Genomic DNA, 17066 nt, shown 5'->3' on the forward strand with positions numbered 1-17066 from the left:
TTAAAAAGATATGTGAGATAAATTTTGGTTGACAAATTTAGCTATAATTTATTTTATTGCAACACAGTTGCTTTTTATTTAACAAAATAATAATTAGAAAGAAAAATACCTCGCAACCCGAAGGTATAAAGGTATTTAAGATTAATTAGTTGATTTTTGTTTTGGTATGATTTATTATTGTAACGCACCTATGAAAATAGTTGCAGCAATTCCAAATCCTGCTCCTGAAACGAATACATTCCATTTCAAATGTTCTCCTTTTAGAATTTTTGAATAGATAAATAGCATTGACATGAAAATGGCTACTATAAAAAGTTGACCAACTTCAATACCTAAATTAAAAGCAAAAAGCGGTTTAATCACATTACTACTAAACATCATAACTTTAAAATTAGAAGCAAATGCTAATCCGTGGATTAACCCAAAAACTAAAGCTATAATATATTTAACATTCTTATTTGAAAACATGCCTTCTTTACCATAATTTCTTATGTTGCTAACTGCAGTTATCATTATGGTAAATGGAATAAGTAAATCTATCACAGAAGGGTTATCTGGGATAAAACCCAGTGCGCTTATTATAAGGGTTACACTATGGCCGATTGTAAATGCTGTAATAATTATTAAAATTTGTCTCCATTCTTTAAGTTTAAATGCAGCACATAATGTCATTACAAATAAAAGATGATCATAGGCATTTATATCAACAATGTGGTGCCAACCACTAATAAAAAAAGTACTAAAGCTGTTCATTAATTAAAAAATTTAAAATGTGTGTGAGAATGAGTCTTGAATATTTGTACTTTCAAAATATGCTACTTTGAAAAAAGGTTTAAACCTTAATTCCATTCTATTTGATTGTACGAATTCGAATTCGTCAAAAAGTAATTTGTTACTAACTTTTAAAATGTCTCCTTTTTTAATTGAAGCATCATTCTCTAGAAACTGAATGTTTAAAACATTAAAATTTTCGTTGTAATCCGATGTTTCAAATTTAAATGGGAGCTTTTTATTATTTAGTTCGATGATAAAGTATTTATTAAAGTAGTTTTCAATTACACTTTTATCCTTATTTGTTAATTTATGGCAATTCATATCTCTTCCTAAACTCAATAAAAAATCATCCACGAATACCCTACATTCTACTTTTATTTTTTGAGTATCGGTATCATAATTAATAAGAGAGGAAGTAACTTTTAAAGGGTGTGTAAATGATGAGAAAGTCATTATGACGATTAAGACTAAAATTCCTATTTGTGCAGGTCGTTTCATGGTCTGTTAATAATCGTTGTTAAATTGTTTTTATATATAGTTCTTTTAATTGTCGTGCTGAAATATTTCTCGTTTCAGCTATATGGACTAGAGTACCTTTTTTTCTCGTACCAATTCTAGTACAAATGTTTACCGCATTGAATATGTCATGACTTGCCATTAAAATACCTACGCCATATTCAGATAATTTTTTACATGTTTTAGTAAATTCTAAATATGTCTTAGGATCTAAATCACAAGTAGGTTCATCCATTAATATGTAAGAAGCTTTTTTCGCTAAAGCCAGGGCAATGCCTATCTTTTGTCTCATACACTTAGAATATGCGGATATTTTTTTCTTAAATGCCTTTTCTCGTAAGTTTACCTTCTTTAAATACTGAAATAATTCATTTTCGGAATAATTAAATCCAGCAACCCGACTAAAGAAATCCAAATTTTCAACTCCTGATAAGTTACTATTTAACTTAATTATTTCAGGTGCATAACTTATAGTCTTTGTACTATGGTTTTTAGTTGCTTCTTTACTATCGTTTAGAGCTTCACTGTAAGTTGTTTCTGTAACGTTCAGAAAAACATTAATTGTTGTTTTCTTTCCTTCTACGTTTTGTCCCAATAAACAGAATATCTCTCCAGGCGCAACTGCAAAATTCAAGTCTTTTAACGCTAATTTATCATTATAACTCATACTAAGCTTTCTAGCTCTTATCATAACTTTGGGTTTTATAAAGCGATTGATAAACACTATTCCTCTTTATTGTAGATTTATCTTATAATCCTAGGCAGAAATAGGAATCCACAAATCCAGTGTACACATTTTCATATTTAAATGTATAAGAGGAGAGGTTTTAGTGATCTTAATAATTAGTTAGATATAAAATCTAAGAAAATAGTAATGGGGGAGATCTAGATTGTCTTCGATATATTTCAGTAGAGGTTAGCTGATTTTTAGTCAGTATTACAACCTTGTTTAAATCCACAATAGGAGGTAAACTAAATTTAGTTTCTATGAATGCTAATATGTCATCATAGATATAAATCGAGCATAGGTTGCATTTATCCAAATTTTGTGATTCACAATATGAAAGGGATTTATTAAATAATGGTTCAGAATATTTTTCAGAATGATTGAAGCTATGAACTAAGGATAAAGCGTGAGTCTGAAGTAGGACACATGCTAATATCAAACAATATAGTCTTTGAATTTTCTTCAATTGTCAAACCAATACCCTTTATTGCATCAGTGTAGCAAATATAACTTTTTTTTTTAATTTGAGTTTTTTGTGATAAATAACAAAAAAGGACAAGATTTAAATCTAGTCCTTTTTAGTTCAATTATTATTGTAAGTCGAACCTGTCTAAATTCATGACTTTATTCCAAGCTTTAACAAAGTCAGTAACAAATTTCTCTTGTCCGTCGTCTGCTCCATAAACTTCACAAATTGCTCTTAATTCAGTATTAGAGCCAAAAATTAAGTCAGCTCTCGTACCAGTAAATTTAATTGCCCCAGTTTTTCTATCTCTCCCTTCAAATACTATTTCTTCAGAAGACGTAGCACTCCAAGTGATAGAAAAATCAAGAATATTAGTGAAGAAATCATTCGTAAGGCTACCAACTCTCTCGGTAAAAACGCCGTGATTAGAATTGTTATGATTAGCTCCTAATACTCTTAGTCCTCCTGTTAAAACAGTCATTTCAGGAATAGTAAGTGTTAATAAGTTTGCTCTATCGATTAACAAGTCCTCAGCTGCGACACCATCAAGTTTATCACTCATGTAATTTCTAAAACCGTCTGCAAGTGGTTCTAAGTGACTAAAAGATTCGATATCAGTTCTTTCTTGAGAAGCATCTCCTCTCCCTTGATAAAATGGAACATTGATATCAAGACCAATTTTACTTGCTGCTTCTTCAACTCCAACATTACCGGCTAGTACGATTAAATCTGCCATAGAAATAGTTTTTTTAAAATCTTTTTGTACTCCTACTAAAACATTCAATACTTTCTTTAGTTCATTAGGATTATTAACTTCCCAGTTTATTTGTGGTTCCAACCTAATTCTTGCTCCGTTCGCACCACCTCGTTTATCAGATCCTCTAAAAGTTGAAGCAGAAGCCCAAGCAGTTTTTATCATTTCAGAAACGGTCAAACCAGATGTACCAATCATTTTCTTTAAAAGTTGAATATCAGAAGTACTTAGAGTATAATCTACTTTAGGAATTGGATCTTGCCAAATAAGCTCTTCTTTTGGTACTTCAGGGCCTAAATAGCGGTCAATTGGTCCCATATCACGATGTGTTAATTTAAACCACGCTCTTGCAAAAGCATCTTCAAAAGCAGCATGATCCTTATGGAAACGTTCTGAAATTTCTCTGTAATCTGGATCCATTTTTAAAGCCATATCGGCAGTTGACATCATTAAAGCTTGCTTCTCATTAGGGTTTCCAGCTTTTGGAGCCATTCTAGCATTTGATGCTGCAGTTGGAGTCCATTGGTGTGCACCTGCAGGGCTTTTAGTTAATTCCCAGTCATAGTTTAGTAAAACATCGAAATAATCATGATCCCATTGTGTTGGGTTTGGAGTCCAGGCTCCTTCTAAACCACTTGTAATTGTATCATCTAACACACCGCTTTGGAAAGTATTTTTCCAACCTGTACTCATTTGTTCAATAGAAGCTCCATGTGGTTCGACCCCTACATATTTATCAGGGTCAGCAGCACCGTGAGCTTTTCCGAATGTATGTCCTCCTGCAACCAACGCGACAGTTTCTTCATTATTCATTGCCATACGACCAAAAGTGATCTTTATATCATGTGCTGATTTTAAAGGATCCGGTTCTCCGTTCGGTCCTTCCGGATTTACATATATCAATCCCATATGAACTGCCCCTAAATATCCCTCTAATTCCCCGTCGCTGGTATCGTAACGCTCATCATTGTCTAACCATTTATTTTCGCTTCCCCAATAAATGTCTTGTTCAGGTTCCCAGATATCTTCTCTTCCGCCAGCGAAACCGAATGTCTTAAAACCCATAGATTCTAGTGCACAGTTTCCAGCTAAAATCATTAAATCAGCCCAAGAAATTTTGTTACCATATTTTTTCTTTATTGGCCAAAGTAAGAGGCGAGCCTTGTCTAAATTTCCATTGTCTGGCCAACTATTTAAAGGAGCAAAGCGATGTGATCCTGAGGCTGCACCGCCTCGACCATCACCAACTCGATATGTTCCTGCACTATGCCAGGCCATTCTGATCATGAAACCTCCATAATGTCCGTAATCGGCTGGCCACCAATCTTGAGAGTCGGTCATTAAATCAATTACATCTTGTTTTAATGCAGCAAAATCTAAACTTTTAAATGCTTCTGAATAATTAAAGTCTTTACCGAATGGATCGTTTTTGCTTGCATTTTGGCGTAAGATATTTAGTTTTAGTTCATTTGGCCACCAATCTCGGTTGGTGGTTCCCCTACCAGCTGTTTTTTTTTGAGCACTATGAAAAGGGCATTTTGTGATATCCCCTGAATGGTTAATACTGTAATTCATTATATGAGAATTTTAATGTTAGTTTCAATTCAAATCTAAAATAAAATACAAGATTGTTTTTATCTATAAAATTTATTTTAAAATAGTAAAAACTGATCTTATAGATTTAGTTTGTTGTCTTATAGGTTATTATAAATATACAATATTTCTACATTAATTAGTATTGAATTTTCTTATGATGAGATAAGAATTTCTTGTTGACGAAAGCTTGTAGAGTGCATAAAACCTCATACTTTTGTGTCTGTTTTAAGGAACAAAATAAATATTAATTCAATTTAAAAATAAAAAAGAATGGCAACATTAGTTGGTAAGAAGTTTCCAAACTTAAACGTAGATGCAATGAACGAAATGGGTGATACGTTTAAGTTAAATGTTTTAGAAGAAGCAATGAACAACAAGAAAAAAGTAGTTTTATTCTGGTATCCAAAAGACTTTACTTTTGTATGTCCAACTGAATTACACGCTTTTCAGGCAGCTTTACCAGAATTTGATAAAAGGAATACTATCGTAATTGGAGCATCATGTGATACCCCAGAAGTGCACTTTGCTTGGTTAAACCAATCTAAAGATAATGGAGGTATTGAAGGAGTTACTTATCCTTTATTAGCTGATAGTAACCGTAACTTATCTTCTATCTTAGGAATTTTAGATATTACTAACGAAACATACGACGAAGCTACAGGTACTGTTCAAGTTGAAGGAGATAATGTTACCTACAGAGCTACTTATATTATTGACGAAGAAGGTACAGTTGTACACGAAGGAGTAAACCATATGCCAATTGGACGTAATGTAAATGAATATTTGCGTTTAATCGATGCTTACACGCACGTACAAGAAAAAGGTGAGGTTTGTCCTGCTAACTGGGAAGAAGGTAAAGCAGCAATGCAACCTAACGCTAAGGCAACTGCAGAGTATTTAGCAGTAAACTAATCAATTTATATTATAAATGTTGAATTACGAGTTAAGTGTATCTTATTATAATTCGTAATTCTTCATTTTAAAAATTACATTTATTATGGTTCAAGAATTAGCTCAAGATAATTTAGAAAATATTGTAGCAGACAATAAAAAAGTAGTGGTTCAATATTCTGCAACTTGGTGTGGAAATTGTAGAATTATGAAACCAAAATTCAAAAAATTAGCTACAGAAAATAGCGATGTTTCTTTCGTAGTTGCAGACGCTGAAAAATTTCCGGAAAGTAGACAGTTAGCAACAGTAGACAATCTGCCAACATTTGCAACTTTTGTTGATGGTAAATTTGTAAATCAAGTTCAAACAAATAAGTTTGATGTTTTAAAAGAACTAGTTAACGAAGTAATGTAAAATGAAATTACCAGTAATTAAACATTTGACCTCTTTTATTGAAGAAAATGATCAAGATTATATCATAGAAACAATTGAAACTTTAGAAGCTTTAACTGAAGTACCATCATTGAAAGATGAGGAATTAGACGTTATTGGAGAATTAATTTCTAATATGTACGGAGCTATCGAAGTTGATAAAATGATAAAAGAGGGAACACCAAGAAAAGAAGCACTAAATAATTTTATGCAACGCGTATTGGGTTCTATAGATAAATAAAAGTCCTAAGTTTTAAACTTAGGACTTTTTTTTATTAATGTGTTAGTCTCGTAATGATTTCCTCGTGTTGTGGAAATAAATCAATTAACCCTTTTCTTTCAGGTAAAACAAAGTCTTTGAAATCGAAACCAGGAGCTACCGTACAACCTGTAAATGCGTAGGAGTTTTTTTCTAAAACTTCAGCGGCAAACCAATATTGTGCTGGGACTACAAATTGAGGTACTTCATTATCAATAATTTTGTTACCAATTAACACATAAGAATACTCACCTTTTGGAGAAATCATATGTAGTTTTAAAGTTGTTCCAAGGTAAAAATGCCACATCTCATCTTGATTAATCTTATGAAATGCAGAAAAACTATCTGAAGTTAGTAAAAAGTAAATTCCAGTAGCATAGTTTCTATCGCCTGTAAAATCGGTACTTAAATTTTCATTGGTAATACTTCCTGAACTTCTGTAAGTTTCTTTAAAATATCCACCTTCTGGATGTTGATTTAAATCAAACTTTTCAATTATATCGTTAATCTTCATTTTGTTCTTTAGCTTCGTTTGCTTTTTTAATAATAGCTTTTAGTCTTTCCTTAGTTCGCTGTTTTTCTAACCGAAGTTTATTTTCCTTCTGTTTCATTAAGCGGGTGTGTTTCGCTTTGTTAATGGTGTTTTTGGCTTTTCCTTTTTTAGGCATGTCCTTTTTCTTTAATACTTAATAGTCCAATGAATGTTAGGAAACCGTTCAAAATTAACACGAAAAATCCAAAGTCGAAACCTAAATTAGTTTTACTGTAATCACTTATTAAATAGGTTAGAACCGGTGCAATAACACATATATAAGGAACTAGTTTGTCTTTCACATTTAATTTAGTGAATAATCCAAATGCATATAAACCTAATAATGGACCGTAAGTATATCCTGCGAATTGAAATATCTTAGCGATAACACTATCATTGGCAATAAAATATTTAAAGACTAAAATTGTGGCAATTAAAATGACGGAGAATAACACATGAATTTTCTTTCGTATTTGTTCTTTTTCTTGCTCATTTTCTTTTTTATCAATCTCTAAAATATCAATACTGAATGAAGTAGTTAAAGAGGTTAAAGCACTGTCTGCACTGGAATAGGCCGCCGCTATTAATCCTAATAAAAAGAATAAGGAAGTTGCTAAACCTAAATTTCCACTCATTGCAATTGTTGGGAATAAATTGTCTTTGTGTGCGTTGATTTCATTTACAGTTGCATAATCAGTAAGTAATACTCCTAATGCTAAGAAGAAAAAGTTTACAATTACCAAAACAATTGTAAACCAAAACATATTTTTTTGAGCATCTTTCAAATTTCTACAAGTAAGATTTTTTTGCATCATGTCTTGATCTAACCCCGTCATTACAATAGCTATAAAAGCCCCAGAGAAAAATTGTTTCCAGAAATAATTACCAGCTTTTACATCTTCAAAAAAGAATATTTTTGAAAGTTTGTTGTCAGAAATATAACTGAATAAACTTTCAATTTGTAAGGCATCTTTAATCATTACAATACAAACTCCAACAGCAATGAGCATAAATAAAGTTTGCAAAGTGTCTGTCCATACGATAGTTTTTATTCCTCCTTTAAAAGTATACAACCAAATTAATAAAATAGTTATTGTGACCGTAACCCAGAAAGGGATTCCATATTCGTCAAAAAGAATTAATTGTAATACTTTGGCTACTAAAAATAAACGAAAAGCAGCGCCTACAGTACGAGAAATTAAAAAGAATGAAGCTCCTGTTTTGTAGGAAAATTTCCCAAACCTATCTTTTAAATAAGTGTAAATAGAAGTCAGGTTTAACTTGTAATATAATGGAAGCAAAATTAAACCAATAACAGCGTAACCAACGGTATATCCTAAGACCATTTGCATATAACTCATCTGTTGATTTTCTATCCAACCTGGGACAGAAATAAGGGTAACTCCCGATAAAGAAGCTCCAATCATTCCAAAAGCAACTAAATACCAAGGAGATGAATTATTAGCTTTAAAAAAGGTTTGGTTGTTTGCAGACTTTCCTGTGATGTAAGAAATAAAAACAAGTACGCTGAAGTACACTACAATGAGCAATAGAATATAAACTGGATGCATTTTTTATATTTTTCAGCCACTAATATAAAAAGAAAAAAGGGCGAAAGATAATGTATCTCACAACGCCCTTATGTGTTATTATAAAATTAAATCTTAATTAATGTGTAAAACCGTTTCGTCAGTTTCTTTTCGTACTTTTTTCAAATCTTTCATAAAATCGTCTTCAGCTCTGTATCCCACTGGTAATACTAAAACAGATTTAAGATTTTTAGAAGCAAGATCTAATATTTGGTCATATTTTTCTGGAACAAAACCTTCCATCGGACAAGAATCAATTTGTTCAATTGCACAAACTGTCATTAAATTACCTAATGCGATATATGCTTGATTTTTATTCCATTGATATAATTCTTCTTGTGTTTTTTGTTTGAAATTTCCCATTAAGAACTCCTTAAATGGATTTAAAATTTCTTCTGGGGTATTTCGTATTTCTTTCACCAAGTTGAAATAGTATTCGATATCCTTTTCGGTATGCTCTGCGGGAACACATAATACTAAAACATGCGATGCCTGAGCAACTTGTTGTTGATTCCAGCTATGTTCAACTAATTGTTTTTGTATTTCTTTATTTTGAATAACCAACAATGTAATTGGTTGTAAACCATAAGAAGTTGCGGTTAAATTAAAGGCCTCTTTTAATGTGTTTATTTGTTCGTTAGTTAATGTTTTATTTTCGTCAAATTTCTTAACAGCGTACCGCCATTGTAAACTCTTTATTGTGTTCATTGATTAAATTTTGACGCTAAGTTACGCATATAACGGTCTTGTTCATACAGGCTATTATTGAAAAAACTTATAAGCTCATATTTAAATTTTAAATATGTACTTTAATCCACTAAAATTGAGAAATAAACAAAATAATCACAATTCTTTTTAAATTAACTTTATTAATTTTTATGTAACTTTATATTCGAAAAATTGAAAGAAAATTATATGCTATGAAAGAAAAATTTCTCCACTATTTGTGGCGATATAAACTATTGCTCCATTCTAAACTGGAAAGTTCTCAAAGAGAAAAAATCTCTGTAATCAATTCAGGAGTTTACAATTCGAATTCTGGTCCAGATTTTTTAAACGCCAAAATTGAAATCGATGGTCAGCTTTGGTATGGTAATATTGAAATTCATGTAAAAGCTTCTGATTGGTACTTGCACTGCCATGAAAATGACGTTAATTATGATGCCGTAATTCTTCATGTTGTTTGGGAAAATGATGCTAATATTTACATGAAAAATAATCGACCTATTCCAACTTTAGAATTGAAAAATAAAATTCATTCTGACATAATAAACAATTATTCAGCGTTGTATGCCTGTAACTTGAATTGGATCCCTTGTGAAAATCAAATTGGACAAATTGATTCATTTCTAATAGATAATTGGTTAGAAAGATTGTTTTTTGAAAGGTTAGAGGAGAAGTTAATGTTTATTGTACAATTATTGGAAGATTCGAAGAATGATTATGAAGCTGTTTTGTTTCAAATGTTGGCTAAGAATTTTGGACTGAAAGTAAATAGTGAGGCTTTTTTAAGATTATCAAAATCTTTTGATTTTAAAATTATACGAAAAACAAGTGATAATGAGTTAGCCTTATTTGCTTTATTATTCGGTCAGGCTGGGTTTTTACAGGATGATGTACCAGATAACTATTTTAAGTCCCTAAAACAGGAGTATCATTATTTAAGACACAAATTTAAACTACGATCGATTTCAAAAAATCATTTCCAATTTTTTAGAATGCGGCCAAATAATTTTCCAACAATTAGAATAGCGCAACTTGGAGCATTGTACATACGACATCAAAATCTTTTTAGTGAACTTTTGAATAAAACTACAATTGAATCTATTTATACATTCTTTACAGTAGAGTTGAATTCTTTTTGGAATACGCATTATACATTTGAGAAAGAATCAAAGTTCTCCTTGAAAAAATTATCTAGAAATTTTATTGATCTTTTAATAATAAATACAATTATTCCTTTAAAATTCGTTTATTACAAAAAACGAGGTGAATTTATAGATGAAGAAATTTTGAATTTAGTAAGATCGATGAAATCAGAAAAAAATTCAATTATTTCTCAGTTTGAAAATATAAAAATTCAATCAGATAATGCATTGAAGTCACAAGCATTATTACAATTGAAGAATAATTATTGTGATGATAAAAAATGTTTTGAATGTGCTATTGGAGATAAACTTATTAGGTTCAATAATTCTAGTTATGGTACATAAGTTTATCTTTTGCTAAAAATTAACTTAAGAATTAAATTATATATTTGTTACTTAAATCAATTTAAAATGAAAAAAATAATCGTTGCTATCATTTCACTTTCAACAATTCTTGTAAGTTGTGGTGCTGAAGGTGAAAAATCAAAAAAAACTACTGAAGATCAGTTAAATGAATTTAATAAAGAAGAGGCTCCTGTAGTTGAAACTGAGGACAAAAGTGGAGATGCTATTTGCGTTTTAGATAAGTTATCAGTGAGAGAAACACCTAATGCAAAAGGAAAGTGGGTTACTTCTATGAGTTTAGGAGAGAAGGTTTACTTCACTGGTGAATCTACAATGGATTCAGTTTCTAAAAAGGAGTATTTTAAAATTAAGTTAATCGATGGTAAAGAAGGATGGTCACGTGCTACTTTTTTAGCAGTTGATAGTAAAGTGGGAGTTATGTTACAAGATGCGAATGTATATAAGCGTCCAGACTTATTAACTAAAACGGATACTAAATATAGTCCAATGGATATTGTTGCAGTAGTTTCTACTCAAGACGACTGGGCTCAAGTAAAAGGAAAAAGAGCCGAAGGAAAATATATCGAAGAGGTATGGGTGAAGTCTGCTAATATTTCTGAGAAGCAAGTTGATATTGCTGTGGCGAAATTTGCGGGTCAAGCAATGGTTCAAGAAACAATGAGTGATAGAATCGTCGCATTGAAAGAGATCGTAGATAACTCTGATTTTGCTGGTGCTTCTTTTATGGATTTATTAAAGCAAAAAATTCAAGATTACGAATCAAAGAATAAAGAGATTGATGTTCAAGATGTAAAAGTTGAGGAATAATTTAATTCTCTGCATAATCAAATAAAAAAGCCAGTTAAAAACTGGCTTTTTTATTTGATTATTTTTTGATGACTTTCTTCTAATATAAACTTTTAAATTGCGTCGGATTTGCTTCATGCATAATTTCATATACTTTTTCGAAGATATCTTCCGTTGAAGGCTTCGAGAAGTAATCTCCATCAGTTCCGTACGCAGGTCTATGTGCTTTGGCACTTAAGGTTTCTGGTTTACTATCTAAATGAACATATCCATTTTGATTTTCAAGAACTTGTTGTAATAAGTAAGCTGAAGCTCCACCAGGAACATCTTCATCAACCACTAATAATCTATTCGTTTTAGCTAGTGATTTTACAGTGTCGTGATTTTTATCGAAAGGTAATAAACTCTGAGCATCTACTATTTCAGCATTAATTCCAACTTGTTGTAAATCCTTAGCAGCTTCCTCTACTAATCTTAACGTTGATCCATAAGACAATATGGTGATATCAGTTCCTTCTTTAATTACTTCAACTTCACCAATTGGAGTTTTAAATTCACCTAAATTGTTTGGTAATTCTTCTTTTAAACGGTAACCGTTTAAACATTCCACAACTAAAGCAGGATCATCACCTTCTAATAAAGTATTGTAAAAACCAGCAGCTTTTGTCATGTTTCTAGGAACTAAAACATGAATTCCTCTAACATTATTAATAATTCCTCCCATTGGAGAACCAGCATGCCAAATTCCTTCTAAACGATGACCACGAGTACGAATGATTAATGGAGCTTTTTGTTTTCCGAAAGTTCTATAACGTAAGGTAGCTAAATCATCACTCATGATTTGTAATGCGTACAGTAAATAATCTAAATATTGGATTTCTGCAATAGGACGTAATCCTCTCATAGCCATTCCAATTCCTTGACCTATAATTGTAGCTTCTCTAATTCCTGTGTCAGTAACTCTTAGTTCTCCGAACTTTTCTTGTAATCCTTCCAATCCTTGATTTACATCTCCGATATAACCTGCATCTTCACCAAAAACAAGAACTTCAGGATATTTTTCCAATATAGCATCAAAGTTATCTCTCATAATAATACGAGCATCAACAATGTTTTTTTCTGAATCGTAGGTTGGTTCTACTGCCGCCTTGTTAACAACAGAATTTGTGTTGTCATTTAATAAATGAGAAGAATATTTAGTGTAAGCATTTTCAATACTTTCTTTAATAAAGTTTTGTAATGCAATTTTCTCAATGAAGTTCTCATCACGAATTAATCGTAATGTTTTTCTACAAGCCGTTAAAATATCTTTTCGGATAGGCTCAGAAACTCCTGCTAAATCATTCTTATATTTTGTAATGAAAGAACTGTTACTACTTTTTGAAGCAACTTTCTCTAAAAGAGTAGTTGCAGAAACAACTTCAGATTTAATTTCATTAATGAAGCTATTCCAAGCATCGCGCTTTGCTGTACTTACTTCTTTTTTAATTTTTTTATCTAGTGCTGTTAATTCATCTTCGCTTTCAACAAAACGTAAAACATCACCTTGATCATCTGTTAATTCAAACTCAAGAATCCATTTTCTCATTTGCGAAATACAATCAAACTCTTTTTCCCATTCCAATCTCTCTTTAGACTTATACCTTTCGTGAGATCCCGAAGTTGAATGTCCTTGTGGTTGTGTTAATTCTTTAACATGAATTAAAACAGGAACGTGTTGTTCTCTTGCAATTTCAGCAGCTTTATTATAGGTGTCAATTAATTTTACGTAGTCCCAACCATTAACTACGAAAATTTCATAACCATTTGTATCATTTTCTCTTTGGAAACCTTTCAGAATTTCAGAGATACTTTCCTTTGTTGTTTGGTGTCGTGCATGAACAGAAATACCGTATTCATCATCCCAAACACTCATAACCATTGGTACTTGTAATACACCAGCAGCATTTATTGTTTCGAAGAATAGACCTTCACTTGTACTTGCATTTCCAATGGTACCCCAAGCTACTTCATTTCCTTTTTCAGAAAAATTAGTAAAATCTTTTAATTCTTCTACATTGCGGTAAATTTTAGATGCTTGTGCTAAACCTAGTAATCTAGGCATTTGTCCTGCAGTAGGAGAGATGTCAGAAGATGAATTCTTTTGAGCAGTTAAATTCTTCCAGTTTCCATTTTCATCTAAAGAATGTGTGGCAAAATGCCCCCCCATTTGTCTTCCAGCTGACATTGGTTCTTGCACAATATCAGTATGCGCATACAAACCAGCAAAAAATTGTTGAGCATTTAACTCACCAATTGCCATCATAAAAGTTTGATCTCTGTAGTAACCAGATCTGAAGTCTCCATTTTTAAAGGCTTTAGCCATCGCTAATTGAGGGACTTCTTTACCATCACCAAAAATTCCAAATTTAGCTTTACCAGTTAAAACCTCTCTTCTTCCAAGCAAACTACATTCTCTGCTCAATCTGGCGATTTTATAATCATTTAATACTTCATTTTTAAAGTCTTCAAACGATAATTTTTGTGGATTTGAAATTCCTACACTTTGGCTCATAAATAAACTTTTTGTTGGTTTCAACAAAGATAGTTTTTTTAAATGAATTTTAAAAATCGATGTTTTTATTGATAAAATCGTAAAAAAAAAGTGTTTTTTAGGATTCCATTGAATTTTCTACAATAATCCTCGGCGGATAAAATTGTAAATCCTGTCTAAGCTTGAGGTAATTACAAAACGAATTTTACTAGGATAAGCGTTATCCGTAACTTCAAATCCTTCGTTTGTATAAACAGGGAAATATAACTCTAAAATGTTGGGAACGAAGTTTAAACGAATTCCGTTTTCATAAAAGAACCTTGGGTTTTCGTTTTTGCTTTTAAGTATTGCGGCATCATTATAAGCTTCCACCCAACGCCAAATACTAACACTTGTATTGGCAGATAACATTAATTGATTAGCGAATGATGGTTGATTATAAAAAGATTTAAAACCTCCATCGGAAATTACAAATTGCTGACTAAATAAACCTGTGCTTTCAGAACGTCCGAATAGGGTTTGTTCAAATAAATAATCCGAACTACGATTTAATCCAAAACTAAAATAATCACCATCAGAATTATTAGTAAGAAAAAAACCTCCAAAAAACCGTAGGTTAAAACTACGTTTTTTATCAAAAAATTTTAGGTATCTAATGTCTGTAGATAGTTTTGTAAAGTTGTTACCTAATTCAGCGTTTATAGCATATTGTAATCGTCTTATAACATTTGGTTTACTGTAAATATATCTGAAATTTAAAATGTTATATCTATCACTTTCTATGGCTTGCTGGTTTGGCTGAATTTCTCTATTAACATAAACAATCCTTGATAAAATGGATTTTGTACCAACATCACGTAAGGTATTTCTTTTAAATTGAATGCTTACAAAAGGGTAAAACGTATTGTACGATAATTCTGGAGCGTAGTGAAAATTGCTTCCTGCAATACCATATCTAATTTTATAAATTTTAGTTTTCTCGAAGAATTGATCATATGCAAAGGAGAAAGAGCCAGTTAAATTTTGACTTTTAAATGCGTAATTAGGAGTTAAACTAAATTCAAAATTGTGTTTAATTACAGGGCGATTATTGAAATTTACTCCCAGAATAATTCCGTCATATAAATTATACTTTATGTTTGGATTGTAAAATATCTGATTATAATACGGATCCTCAATGTCTTTTAAAAATCTAAACTGAAGAGGTTTGCTGATAATAGAATTATTAATGTTTTTAAAGTTGTTTAACGAATTATATTCAGGATAAATTTGTTCGTAATTTAAGGCAAGTTTGTCATAGCCATCTGCTTTGAATTTTATGGTTTTTGTACTATCCACCCCTGTAACCCAAATTTTAGTTTTAAACTGTTTGTCTTTCACAGTGTATAATGATATCGGAGCAGTAATATTTCGCTTGTTTTTAATCGTAACTTCAACGGAGTCTTCATTTTTTAAAAACTTAACTTTCTTGATTTTATAGTCAATTTTTTTACTCGTTTTTATGTAGTCGTTAAAAAACCATTCTAAATTTTTATCTGTGTTATTTATAATAACTTTTTTAAAAGCCGTAGAATTGGTAATTTTTAATCTATAGTTTTTATAAAACTCTTTAAAAGAACTTATTAAAGAGCTGTCTCCAATAAAATCTTGTAAGTATCGCATTCCTAAACCTGCTTTATATGGACTTACAACTTTTCTATTAAAGTTTGAAAGGGAATCTGCTGGAGTAGTTAAAGCTTGATCGAAAAATCGACGAGCACTAAACTGATATAAGAAAGGATATTTATCGTTTTGTTTTAGCTTAGCTAGGTTGTACCCTCTAAATCCCCATAAATTAGAAAATCGACCGAAAACAGTAACATCTGGATAATACTTATTAATGTATTCCATCATCAAAAATGTTTGGATTCCTTCAGTTAACCAGTAATCATTTCTCTTGTTAAATAATAATACATCATCTATATATTTACTTACTAAAGCTTTGAAAAATCGTGATTCCCACTTAAAGTTTTCAGGATAAGGTTTCAGCCAGTCAGGGATACCATATAAATCACGTAACGAATTTTTATTAACGGTATTTGCATCAACTAATATTTCAGTATGTGGATGTTTTCCTATATAATTTTCAATAAATGAAATTTGACGCTTTATAATTTCATTAGTCGTATTATACGTTATTTTATTGTTATAAATGTCTGTTTTTATAACTCTTTCTTTTAACTTAAAAGTTTTAAATTTTTTTTGGTTTGAATTTATATTAAGTATAATGTCTTTACGCTGGTTTCCAATTAAATAATAATCATGAGTTTCATGATTTATTGTAAGGTATTGATACAGATTACTTTGTAGGTGAAACTTTTTTGGAATAGATAATTCAAGAGTGTAATTGGCAACATCTTCAAATAAGTCATCCATGTTTAAATTACTCATTAATTGCCAACCGTTCTGATATACTGCTGGTGTTAGATACCAAAATCGTAAGTGATAGCCATTTTTAGTTCTACCATATCCAGTATATTGAACTTTTGGTATTTTTACCGCATAATTAGCATTTATTTGAATACTTTCTTTAGGTTTTAATTCAGAATTAAGATTAATTTCAAGTATATCGCCTTGTTTTTTTAGTGTTTGCCAATTCAAATCCCTTGAATCACTTTTAAGTGAATAAATTTTAGAAAATCCTCTCTCACTGTCTTCTGCAAAATAGAAGTTCATCTTATAGTCTTCTATTAACCGTTTACCAAGTGGAGTTTCATTTCCTTTAAAGCTATTGGCCCAATTATGAAGGTAAATTTTCTTAAGATTATTATTTGTCTTGTTATAAAAGGTGATCTTTTGTTCTATATGTAAAGTGTGGTCTAGTGTGTCTAGATTGGCTTTTATTTGAACAAGATGTTCTTGTGAAATTACAAAAAACGGTACTAGGATTAATATTATATGTAGTGCTTTGTTAATTTTCAAAATAAAAAACTCGTT

General features: G+C 31.0%; 15 protein-coding genes. 5 read left to right on the top strand and 10 right to left on the bottom strand.

The annotated features are described in order from the left end of the window. Positions 1 to 174: 174 nt before the first annotated feature. From BTO06_RS03305 to katG, 4 genes are all read right to left on the bottom strand, one after another. On the bottom strand, positions 175 to 753 hold the full coding sequence (locus tag BTO06_RS03305; protein WP_100923954.1) for a HupE/UreJ family protein: 579 nt from the start codon (positions 751 to 753) through the stop codon (positions 175 to 177). A gap of 12 nt (positions 754 to 765) precedes the next feature. Next, positions 766 to 1272, bottom strand: a complete 507-nt coding sequence (locus BTO06_RS03310; RefSeq protein ID WP_157811719.1) for a DUF6702 family protein — start codon at positions 1270 to 1272, stop codon at positions 766 to 768. 19 nt (positions 1273 to 1291) lie between these two features. Continuing rightward, positions 1292 to 1981 carry an ATP-binding cassette domain-containing protein gene (locus BTO06_RS03315; protein WP_100923956.1) on the bottom strand — a complete coding sequence of 230 codons (690 nt, stop codon included), beginning with the start codon at positions 1979 to 1981 and terminating at the stop codon, positions 1292 to 1294. A gap of 626 nt (positions 1982 to 2607) precedes the next feature. Further along, complete coding sequence (gene katG / locus BTO06_RS03320) at positions 2608 to 4812, bottom strand: catalase/peroxidase HPI (RefSeq protein WP_100923957.1); 2205 nt, start codon at positions 4810 to 4812, stop codon at positions 2608 to 2610. 291 nt (positions 4813 to 5103) lie between these two features. Between katG and BTO06_RS03325 the strand changes: the two genes are divergently transcribed. The 3 genes from BTO06_RS03325 (at position 5104) to BTO06_RS03335 (ending at position 6398) form a co-directional block, all read left to right on the top strand. Then, positions 5104 to 5745: a peroxiredoxin gene (locus BTO06_RS03325; protein WP_100923958.1), complete on the top strand. Its 642-nt coding sequence runs from the start codon at positions 5104 to 5106 to the stop codon at positions 5743 to 5745. An 85-nt stretch (positions 5746 to 5830) separates the two neighbouring features. Continuing rightward, positions 5831 to 6139, top strand: coding sequence for a thioredoxin family protein (locus BTO06_RS03330; protein ID WP_100923959.1), 309 nt, complete (start codon positions 5831 to 5833; stop codon positions 6137 to 6139). Position 6140: 1 nt separating this feature from the next. Next, a complete protein-coding gene (locus BTO06_RS03335) occupies positions 6141 to 6398 on the top strand; it encodes a DUF6952 family protein (protein ID WP_100923960.1) in 258 nt (85 codons plus the stop codon). Between the two features lie 34 nt (positions 6399 to 6432). Here BTO06_RS03335 and BTO06_RS03340 read toward each other — a convergent pair whose 3' ends face one another. From BTO06_RS03340 to BTO06_RS03350, 4 genes are all read right to left on the bottom strand, one after another. Then, complete coding sequence (locus BTO06_RS03340) at positions 6433 to 6930, bottom strand: cupin domain-containing protein (RefSeq protein ID WP_100923961.1); 498 nt, start codon at positions 6928 to 6930, stop codon at positions 6433 to 6435. Then, positions 6920 to 7084, bottom strand: coding sequence for a hypothetical protein (locus BTO06_RS18650; RefSeq protein ID WP_198517126.1), 165 nt, complete (start codon positions 7082 to 7084; stop codon positions 6920 to 6922). Before BTO06_RS18650 ends, BTO06_RS03340 begins: the two co-directional genes overlap by 11 nt. Then, positions 7077 to 8519 carry a sodium:solute symporter gene (locus tag BTO06_RS03345; protein ID WP_100923962.1) on the bottom strand — a complete coding sequence of 481 codons (1443 nt, stop codon included), beginning with the start codon at positions 8517 to 8519 and terminating at the stop codon, positions 7077 to 7079. The genes BTO06_RS18650 and BTO06_RS03345 overlap by 8 nt, the downstream gene beginning before the upstream one ends. A gap of 93 nt (positions 8520 to 8612) precedes the next feature. Further along, positions 8613 to 9245, bottom strand: a complete 633-nt coding sequence (locus BTO06_RS03350) for an NAD(P)H-dependent oxidoreductase (protein ID WP_100923963.1) — start codon at positions 9243 to 9245, stop codon at positions 8613 to 8615. A 212-nt stretch (positions 9246 to 9457) separates the two neighbouring features. On the opposite strand from BTO06_RS03350, the gene BTO06_RS03355 reads away from it, so the two are divergent. Further along, entirely contained in the window at positions 9458 to 10750 is a 1293-nt protein-coding gene (locus BTO06_RS03355; protein ID WP_100923964.1) for a DUF2851 family protein, read from the top strand. Positions 10751 to 10816: 66 nt separating this feature from the next. Then, positions 10817 to 11578 (top strand): SH3 domain-containing protein, encoded by a 762-nt coding sequence (locus BTO06_RS03360; RefSeq protein WP_100923965.1) that lies wholly within the window; start codon positions 10817 to 10819, stop codon positions 11576 to 11578. A gap of 79 nt (positions 11579 to 11657) precedes the next feature. Here BTO06_RS03360 and BTO06_RS03365 read toward each other — a convergent pair whose 3' ends face one another. Continuing rightward, complete coding sequence (locus BTO06_RS03365) at positions 11658 to 14111, bottom strand: alpha-ketoacid dehydrogenase subunit alpha/beta (RefSeq protein ID WP_100923966.1); 2454 nt, start codon at positions 14109 to 14111, stop codon at positions 11658 to 11660. Between the two features lie 117 nt (positions 14112 to 14228). Next, on the bottom strand, positions 14229 to 16805 hold the full coding sequence (locus BTO06_RS03370) for an aminopeptidase (RefSeq protein WP_232731505.1): 2577 nt from the start codon (positions 16803 to 16805) through the stop codon (positions 14229 to 14231). Positions 16806 to 17066: the final 261 nt, after the last annotated feature.

The sequence above is a fragment of the Tenacibaculum sp. SZ-18 genome (assembly GCF_002813915.1).
Taxonomy (GTDB): domain Bacteria; phylum Bacteroidota; class Bacteroidia; order Flavobacteriales; family Flavobacteriaceae; genus Polaribacter.